This window comes from Agaribacillus sp. DX54 (genome assembly GCF_056858335.1).
Window position 1 is genome coordinate 34,071 of the sequence record NZ_JBXEQE010000043.1, and the last position, 9,743, is coordinate 43,813.

The window sequence follows — 9,743 nt, forward strand, 5'->3', positions numbered from 1 at the left end:
CCGATTCAGTGTAATGATTTAAAAAAATTTAAACCAAATAGTATTACTAAATTATGAAAAAAATCAGTAATTCAAGAGGTGCTATTAGTGATCTCTTTAAACTAACCCTGAAAATGAAGCTAACTGTGCTTTTAACAATGGTTTCCCTTTTTCAGATCCAGGCCTATACGTACTCACAGACCAAAAAAGTATCACTTGACATGTCAAATGCTACAGTGGCGGCCGTAATCTATGAAATTGAATCACTTTCCGACTTCAAGTTCCTGTTGAACAGAAGGGATGTTGATGTAAACAGGAAAGTGTCCATAAAAGTTAAGAAAAAGCCTATTGCTTTCATATTAAACAGAGTGTTTGAAGGAACAGATGTTGAGTATGAAATATTGCACGAACAGATTATTTTAAGAAGCAAAACGGGTAATCGAACCTCCCCGAATGAGGGCAATCGAAATAATTTGCCCAAGAATACAGTCCGATTCCAAGTGACCGGAACTGTAATGGACAAAGAAGGAGTACTGCTTTTAGGGGCCAATGTCATCGAAAAGGGTACTTCAAACGGAACACAGACTGATTTGGAAGGAAATTTTACACTCACCCTTTTAGATGAAAACGCAACTTTGCAGGTGTCCTATATTGGGTATGCCAGCAAGGAAGTACCAGTTAATGGGACAAAAACATTCAACATCATATTGGAGGAGAGTCTCGCTGGACTGGATGAAGTGGTTGTGGTCGGATTTGGGACACAAAAAAAATTGAACCTAACCGGAGCAGTCAGTACCGTTCAGGCAAAGGATCTACAGAACAGGCCCATTACCAGTGCCAGTCAAGCTTTGCAAGGAATGCAAGGTGTATATGTCAATCAAATAGGTGGACAACCGGGTCAAGATGGTGCAACCATAAGAGTAAGGGGGGTTGGAACATTGAACAATAACAATCCTTTAGTACTGGTCAATGGTATTGAATTTTCCATAAATGACCTTAATCCAAATGACATCGAGAGCATAACAGTGCTCAAGGATGCTGCTTCGGCTGCCATCTATGGTTCGCGAGCGGCCAATGGGGTTGTGTTGGTCACCACAAAAAAAGGTTCTGAACAATCTGAAATCTCCTATAATGGATCAGTGGGTGTGCAGCATGTCATTTCCTTGCCCAGGGTTGTAGAAGACCCCATCCAATGGTTTGAGTTATACTCTCAGGCACAGCGGAACTTTGGAACCGCTGAGGAATCCCTGGTTTTTCCTCAGTCTTTTATAGATGACTACAGGGAGGGGATGCAGACGGACCCTCTTACCTATCCCAACAATGATTGGTACGATTTAATGTTTGATCCGGCATTCATCCAAGAACACAATCTAAGGTTTACCGGAGGGAGCCAAAGGACCACTTACGCCTTTTCTCTTGGAATATTGGATCAGGATGGTGTTCTGAGAGGTACCGATGCCAATAGATATAATGCCAACCTTAACGTTAATTCTGAATTGAACACAAGCATTTCTATTGGAACGAACATTAATTATTCCTATAAGACCTGGGATCAACCCATTGTGGGTGTAGGTGAGACCATGCAGATGATTTTTAAGGCGCAATCCTACCATCCCACCTATTTGGAGGACGGTAATTATGGGATGAATTGGTTCGATATCCCTGGGCATCGCCGGTTTCGTAACCCATTGGCCTTAACGGATGAGGGAGATACCGACCTTCACGATCAAAAGTTATTCTTAAACACGTTTGCAGAAGTAAATCTACCGTTTAACATTGTATATAAAATAAATGTAGGTTTTACTAATCAGAACCAAAGGCAAAAAATATTTACTCCCCAAATTACATTGTTTGACGCAAAAACAAAAGAGCCCACTACCATCCAGGCCGGCGGCAACCCCTTTGTGACATTTATAGGACAAGAGAGGGGCGTTGACCAAAGAGATGATGAGTCCCAGAACTGGACCATTTTCAACACCCTGAATTGGAACAAGGAATTCGATAATGCAACGGAATTGTCCATTTTGTTAGGGACCAGTTATGAAAAGTTCAGAAACACTTTCTTTACGGCTTCCAACGAGGGCTATCTTGGCAATGATCTTTTTGAGCTCAATGCAGGGACTATCAATAATCAGGTTTCGGGCAGAACGCTGGAATCGAGCCTGATTTCCTACTTTGGCCGTGCCAACTATGTGTTGAAGGGCAAGTACCTTTTTGAAGCAAATTTCCGGTACGATGGTTCCTCAAGGTTCGCAGAAGGTAACCAATGGGGCTTTTTTCCATCCCTATCGGCCGGATGGCGGATAAATGAAGAAAAATTCCTTAGTGATGTGCATTGGCTGGAACAATTGAAAATCAGGGCTTCGTGGGGCCAGTTGGGGAATGAACGAATAGGTAATTTTCGTTATTTGGACCTCATCACCCCGGGACGTGACTATTTTTTTGGAGGAAGCTTAAATCCAGGTACGGCTGTCGAAAGGGACAACGATAATACGATTTCATGGGAAACCACAACAATCTCCAATATTGGTTTTGATGCCACTTTATTTGAAGGCAGGCTTTCCACAAGCCTTGAGTATTTTATTAAGGAAACGGATGATGTTTTAAGGCCAGTGGGAATCCCGGCACAGGTAGGAAACCTTGGAGGACCTGTCAGGAATATTGGAACCATTGAGAACAAGGGTATTGAAATAGCATTGGGATATCGTAATTTGATCGGAGATTTTAGATATGAACTATCGGGCAACCTGACCTACATATCGAACGAAGTAGTGAACCTTAACGGGGAAATCATTTTGAATGATCGTTCCTCTGATGGCAGGGGGCCATTTAACATTACACAGGAAGGACAACCGATAAATCAATTTCTATTGTTTGAAGCAGATGGATTCTTTCAATCCCAGGAAGAAATTGATGCTCATCCGTTCCAGGGCAATGATACCCGTCCAGGTTATATTCGTTACAAAGATTTGGACAATAATGGTGTAATTGATCAAAATGATAGAAGACCCTTTGGGAATACAATACCTAAGTACACGTACTCCTTTAACATCAATCTGGGATATAAGAATTTCTCGTTGAACACTCTTTGGCAAGGAGTTGAAGATATTCAGACCTATAATAATCATGTATCAGGAGTGCCTTTTTGGTTTGGGACTTCCCTGCCCATAGGATGGGCAAACGACTCCTGGAGCCCCGACAATCCGAATGCAAGCTTTCCTTTGCTTACCAGATATCAGGATACACAGTCCACTTTGTTTAGGGGGAGCGATTTTTGGCTTTTGGATGCCTCTTATTTGAGATTGAAAAATATACAACTGACGTATGATTTTAATCCAAGTGTGTTTCAAAAAGTAGGTCTGACGAAGCTTTCTCTGTTCTGTAATGCCCAGAACATACTCACATTTACTTCCCTAAAGGATTTTGACCCGGAAACAGAAATACTTGGGAATGACTTTTTCAACTATCCGTCAACCAAAATTTACACGTTAGGTTTAAATGCGTCATTTTAAAATTTGCAAGCAATGAAACGATACATACATATAATCCATTTTGTTTTAGTCCTCAGTCTGTTATCCAGTTGCTCAAATGATTTATTGGTCCTGGAACCGACGGATCAAAATAGTCTGGAAACTTTCTGGACTTCAGAGGAAAATGCAGCATCTGCATTGACGGGATGCTATCAGGCAATGGTAGGGCCCTATGATGGCGAAGTATCATGGCTGATTAAATTAGAGGAAATGACACCCAATGCATTTGAGATAGATAATGCCGCAGGTGCATCCTCCATAGCCATGGGGGACAACAATCCTACGCTTCCGGTAGTTAACAGTCGTTATCGTAATGCGTATGAAGGTGTTGGAAGGGCAAATACTATTTTGGCGAACATAGATCAGGTTCCTATGAATGAGCAATTGAGAGAACGATTCAAGGCAGAGGCTACATTTCTTAGGGCGTTCTTTTATCACAATTTAATGGAGTATTACGGTGGTGTACCCCTGATTTTGGACACACCTGATAACAATACGCAAGGGCAGCTACCCAGGGATACAAAAGAAGAAGTGCTTGAAGCAGTTTATAATGATCTGGATGCGGCAGCCATGGTCTTACCTATATCCTATTCCAATAGTGATTTGGGTAGGGTTACAAAGGGAGCAGCCTTGGCACTAAAGGCAAGGGCTGCACTTTATAACCAGGACTGGTCGCAGGCAATTTCAGCAGCCCGGGCCGTTATCGACTTGGGAGCTTACAATCTGTTTCCTGACTACAGGGGGTTGTTTTTGTTGGAGAATGAGAATAACGAAGAAGTAATTTTTGATGTTCAGTTCCGGTTTCCTGATATTGATAACAACTACCATGAGCTGTTTCTACAGGGTAATGTGCTAAAAAGTCTGCCCGATGCCTATTTGATGGCAGATGGGGAGCCTAGTGATACTTCGCCACTATATGACCCTGACAACCCATACGAAAATAGGGACCCAAGACTCTCACAGACTTTGGTTACCATCGGTTCAATGTTAAATGGGGAACTGGTAACCGGGAATGAGCTTTTTGCTGATTTGACAGGTTTTGCCTATAAAAAATACACTTATTTCGTGGATAATGAAGTAAGAACGGCCCCTAGACCGGGTCAAGCGGAAATCAATCCGATAGTGATACGATATGCCGAAGTTTTGCTGACATTGGCGGAGGCGGAGAACGAACTCAATGGCCCGACGGCAATTGCTTATGGAGCCATCAACGAGGTGAGGGCACGGGTATCAGTGGGTATGCCAGAGGTTACCCCAGGTTTGAGCAAGGAAGAATTCAGGGAGGTTATACGATTGGAAAGAAGGGTCGAGTTTGCAGGTGAAGGGTTGTATTATAAGGATATCATAAGATGGCGTACGGCGGAAATTGTCATGAATGAAGATGGATTGGACGGGGGTGGAAATACAATCGAACGGCGTAGCTTTAATCCGGAAAGGGATTACCTGTGGCCTATTCCTGATAGGGAAGTTTTACTCAACCCGAATTTGGAACAAAATCCAGGTTATTAAGATGATGATTTTGCTATTTCAAATAAAGAGATTTTTAAATCCCGGCGTTAACAAAAAAATCAAAATCGACCTATCCAAGGGGTTGATGATGGGCTTACTCATTATTTTGCCTTCATCCGGCTTTTCCCAAAACAAGAATCTAAAAAATCCCAACGTAATTGTCATTCTTACAGATGACCAGGGATCCATAGATGTGAACAGTTATGGGGCAAGTGATCTATATACCCCCAACATGGATCGACTCTCCGAAGAAGGTGTGAGGTTCACACAGTTTTATGCGGGAGCTCCCATTTGCTCGCCATCACGTGCCGCCCTCATGACTGGCAAGACCAATTTGAGAGCTGGTCTGCCCAATAATGTTCCCATTCCCGAAAAAGCGAAAAGGGAAGGACAATTTGGACTGCCAACCGAACAGATAACCATGGCGGAAATGTTGAAGGAAAATGGGTATAACACCGCTTTGATCGGGAAATGGCATTTGGGACACAGGGAACAAAACTTACCCAATGCACAAGGGTTTGACTATTTTTTTGGGCATCAAAGAGGCTGTATAGATAACTATTCACATACCTTTTATTGGAGTGGGCCCAACAAGCATGATCTTTACAGGAATTCAGAGGAGGTTTATTACATGGGAAGGCATTTCTCAGATTTAATGGTTGAAGAAATTAAACAAATCATCAACGATAGAGGTGACAAACCTTTCTTTATCTATTGGGCCTTTAATGCGCCACATTACCCGTATCAGGGAACTACAAAATGGCTTGATTACTATAAGGATTTGCCCACACCAAGAAAGGAGTATGCAGCGTTTGTGTCCAACACCGATGAAAAGATAGGGGAGATCCTCGATCATTTGGATCAGGAGGGACTAACAGATGATACGATAGTTATTTTCCAATCGGATCATGGACATTCCAAAGAAGAACGCGCTTTTTGGGGAGGCGGTAATGCCGGACCGTACCGGGGAAGTAAGTTTAGCCTATTTGAAGGAGGAATCAGGGTCCCCGCAATGATCAGGTATCCTCGGTTGATTCCTGCAAATGAGGTTCGAGACCAAATCTGTATGGAAATGGATTGGTTTAGTACGGTGGCCGAGTTGACCAATTCCAAGGTAACCGAACAAGTGGATGGAAAAAGTCTAATGCCCATTATTAGAGATGGAAGCAAGTCATCAATCCATAAAGTAGTATACTGGCAGTATGGAAGCTATAGTGACGAACACGCCCAATGGGCAGTTCGAAAGGGTCCTTGGAAACTGATCGGAAACGTTCATGAACCTTCAGGTTCCCAAAAAAAACACCAATTGGATCCACTTTTTCTGGTAAACCTGGAACGGGACATTTCTGAACAGGAAAATCTGGCCAAGTCAAATCCAAAGAAACTGGAGGAGCTTTTAAAATTGCACAAAGAGTGGTTGAAATCCGTCCAACAAGAAATGAAACCATAATGGACCGGCCAATCTTAGTTAAAAATTTAAACCAACATGATAGTTTAAAAAGCACTTCCAATATGCGGATAATTGAGAACCCGACGGTCCATAATGCCATCATCATGGGTTCGGGAACGGGAGCAGGAATGGCGACTAAGGTCATGGCTGATGCAGGCCCTAAGATAGCCGTTGTTGAGGCAGGCTCCTTTTTTTCCCGGCCGAACCCGGACTAAGAAACCTCTTCTGCCTTGGAGATGCTCCTATTCAGGGTGGTGCCGATAAAATTGCCAAATCATAGATTATACAGACTCGTTAAAAGTAGATACCAATGCAAGTTGCATTGTCAAGACCGGAGTACCTTTTACTCTGGTCTTGCTTTAAAACTTCTTACATCCCTCTTTTTCTACCCATCAACAAAAAATACCCAATACCTGAAGTATCGAGCGTTATGAGCCGGGATGACTTGCTCTAAATCGAACTTTTTGACGGAGGATTTGAAGAGGTTGGAGGGGTATTTTGAGTTATTCAATTGATGAGGCCTCTCTATATTGTTTAGACCTAATTATAAAGATACTATTCCAAACAGTCCGGGTTTTGGGATGGGTTACATTTTCCGTATTCCATCATTTTTCTTTTTTATTATCTAAAACGGTTTCGGCTATGACTTCGTGGCCAGCGCCAGGCGTTTTTTAGTTAGTTGGAAAGTACGAAAAAATGGCCAAGCGATGCGCCATGAGTTGTAACCATTGTTATCTTCTATAGCGACTCGCCTGAGTTAGCACGTAATTTTTTATTTTCTTTTTTCTACCCGAGTAAAGTCCCCCGTAACAGTTGCGTCTGAGTGAAGTACATCTGTACAAACCGGTTATTTCCATTCGGATTTAAAGTCCTTTAACGTTATCGGCCATTTTTTTCAATAATATATTGTCATATTTAAAAGACGCTGGTAACTAAAATAGTAGGAAGATGCTTTAATAATGAAAAAAGAAAAGGAAAACATATTTCTTTCTGCCTTAGAACAAAATCAGGAAAAGCTATTTAGAATTTGCTCGATTTATTCTAAACATGATGAAGACGCCAAAGACCTTTTTCAAGAGGTTTTAGTCCATGTTTGGCGGTCGATGGGCACATTTAAAGGCGATTCAGCTATCGAAACTTGGATGTTTAGAATTGCCTTGAATGTTTGCCTTCGTTTCAAATCTAAGTACACTAAGAATCAAAATCGGTTCATAAGATTAGATAGTATCACTATCGCCAATTTTGGTTCGGTAGAAAATAAAGAAGAGGAAAATGATAAACTAAATGGACTAAGAAAATGTGTGAAAAAATTGAATGAAAGTGATAAGGCGATAGTAGCACTTTACTTGGAAGGGCTAGCTTACAGGGAAATTTCAAGTATTCTAGGATTAACAGAAAACCACATAGCTGTAAAGGTCAAGCGAATCAAGTCAAAATTGTTGAACTGTATAAATAAAATATTATGATAGAAGATGAATTGATTAAAATATGGCAATCATCTAGCAATCAAGAACGCGTAAAGTTTGAGAAATCCAAATTGATGATAGAATTACATTCAAGTTTAGGACGTTTAAACCGTTGGTGGAAGTATATTGAAAGGGTAAATCTTATTTCTGCTTTGGTAACTATTCCGCCATTTATTTTCGCTGTTTATTGGGTTCCTTTCATTTCCATGAAAATTGCGTCAGCACTGATAATAGTTTGGGCCATATATGTTGGAATTCGAGTATTGGGCATAAAAAAATTCAAACCGAGCGACTTGGAAGAAACTTACTTGCTATATCTGGAAAAGACCAGAACCTACCTTTTTGCCCAAAAGAGAATGCTTGAAACTTCATTGAATTGGGCAATTCTGACTATTTATCCCATATACCTATTGTTTTGGGTTGGTATTTGGGAGAGACCTTTAGCTCGTTATTTGGCAGTCATATCATTTTTGGCGTTGGTCGGGATAGGAATTCATGAATACTATTTAAGCAAAAGAAGAGTGAAAAATGAAATTAACCCAAGGATAGCTAGAGTTGATGAATTAATAAAAAGGTTAAAGGAATAGCTTCTTTAATATTTTTTGGAGCTATTGAAGATAACGGTGAGTATATGCAAAGTAGGCGATTGCGGGGCACTTCACTTTCAAGCTACGCAAAAGTTGAAGCGGACTACAACCATTGAATTTACTACTACCTCGCCTATTTTGTATATACAGTGTGCGCGCCTTGCATAGTGAATATAGTTCATGAAATTGCGTGTTCCAAAGGGTGAAAGTCCCGTAAGCGGGGGAGTCGTTACCCCAAGCTAAGCAAGTGGCAAGGTTGTTAACCGTGAGGTTAGAACTGAAGTAAGCCAGACTGCGGTGTCTGTACTGACGAACAGGAACTACATACGGAGGCCATCAGGTCGGATGAGGTACCACATGCTGCCGAAGTCCAACCCCTCGAAAGAGGCTAGCACCGAAATGGTAGATGTAGCAGGGACAGACACAAGGATATTCACTTTACCAAGGGAGATCTTCCGATGTCGGGTACATGGGAAGAAGTCAGCAGAGGTCATAGTAGTTGGTGGCAACGCGCCGATACCGAAAGGATAAGATCGGAGGACTCACCAGCCAATGAAGGGCTGAACATTGAATTGCGTCCAAATTCGGTTAGGAATGCCGCCATAGGCAGGATAGCCTATCCTTAAGCGGACAGGGAAAAAGAAGATGATGATAGAAAAAGTACTACATCCTAAAAACCTTTATAAAGCGTACCACCAAGTGGTAAGCAATAAAGGGGCAGCAGGTATAGACCGAATGCAGGTAGACGAGCTGAAATCTTTCCTAGACAACAACCGGATACCAGTGCTCACCTCTATCCTGAACAGGAAGTATGTGCCCCAAGCTATCAAGGGAATAGAAATTCCCAAGAGTAATGGGAAGACCAGGCTACTGGGAGTTCCCACCGTAGTAGACAGATGGCTTCAACAGGCAGTAAGCCAACAGTTAGCAACAAAATTCGAGTTTGATTTCGAAGAGCAAAGCTATGGTTTCCGTCCGGAAAGGAACCTTCACGGAGCAGTAAAACAATCCCTGGAAACCATCAATGAGGGCTACCAGGAAATTGTGGATATTGACCTGAAGGGGTTCTTTGATGAAGTACAACACTACAAGCTACTGCAACTGATCTACAACAAGGTAAAATGTCCTACCACCCTATGGCTGACCAAAAATGGCTACGTGCACCTATCCAGATAAACGGAAAGTTGTATAAACGCAGGAAGGGTAGGCCACAAGGAAGTCC

8 protein-coding genes are annotated in these 9,743 nt (G+C 41.9%); all 8 read left to right on the forward strand.

Annotation, left to right across the window (positions count from 1 at the left end):
• Positions 1-53: 53 nt before the first annotated feature.
• Complete coding sequence (locus tag AC04NP_RS27730) at positions 54-3,491, forward strand: TonB-dependent receptor (RefSeq protein WP_482863338.1); 3,438 nt, start codon at positions 54-56, stop codon at positions 3,489-3,491.
• A 12-nt stretch (positions 3,492-3,503) separates the two neighbouring features.
• Entirely contained in the window at positions 3,504-5,018 is a 1,515-nt protein-coding gene (locus AC04NP_RS27735; protein WP_482863339.1) for a RagB/SusD family nutrient uptake outer membrane protein, read from the forward strand.
• A 1-nt stretch (position 5,019) separates the two neighbouring features.
• Positions 5,020-6,468: a sulfatase family protein gene (locus tag AC04NP_RS27740; RefSeq protein WP_482863340.1), complete on the forward strand. Its 1,449-nt coding sequence runs from the start codon at positions 5,020-5,022 to the stop codon at positions 6,466-6,468.
• Positions 6,468-6,683: a hypothetical protein gene (locus tag AC04NP_RS27745; RefSeq protein ID WP_482863341.1), complete on the forward strand. Its 216-nt coding sequence runs from the start codon at positions 6,468-6,470 to the stop codon at positions 6,681-6,683. Before AC04NP_RS27740 ends, AC04NP_RS27745 begins: the two co-directional genes overlap by 1 nt.
• Positions 6,684-7,427: 744 nt before the next feature.
• Complete coding sequence (locus tag AC04NP_RS27750) at positions 7,428-7,934, forward strand: RNA polymerase sigma factor (RefSeq protein WP_482863342.1); 507 nt, start codon at positions 7,428-7,430, stop codon at positions 7,932-7,934.
• Positions 7,931-8,521 (forward strand): hypothetical protein, encoded by a 591-nt coding sequence (locus AC04NP_RS27755; protein ID WP_482863343.1) that lies wholly within the window; start codon positions 7,931-7,933, stop codon positions 8,519-8,521. Before AC04NP_RS27750 ends, AC04NP_RS27755 begins: the two co-directional genes overlap by 4 nt.
• A gap of 458 nt (positions 8,522-8,979) precedes the next feature.
• Entirely contained in the window at positions 8,980-9,147 is a 168-nt protein-coding gene (locus tag AC04NP_RS27760; protein WP_482863344.1) for a hypothetical protein, read from the forward strand.
• Between the two features lie 19 nt (positions 9,148-9,166).
• Positions 9,167-9,697 (forward strand): reverse transcriptase domain-containing protein, encoded by a 531-nt coding sequence (locus AC04NP_RS27765; protein WP_482863345.1) that lies wholly within the window; start codon positions 9,167-9,169, stop codon positions 9,695-9,697.
• Positions 9,698-9,743: the final 46 nt, after the last annotated feature.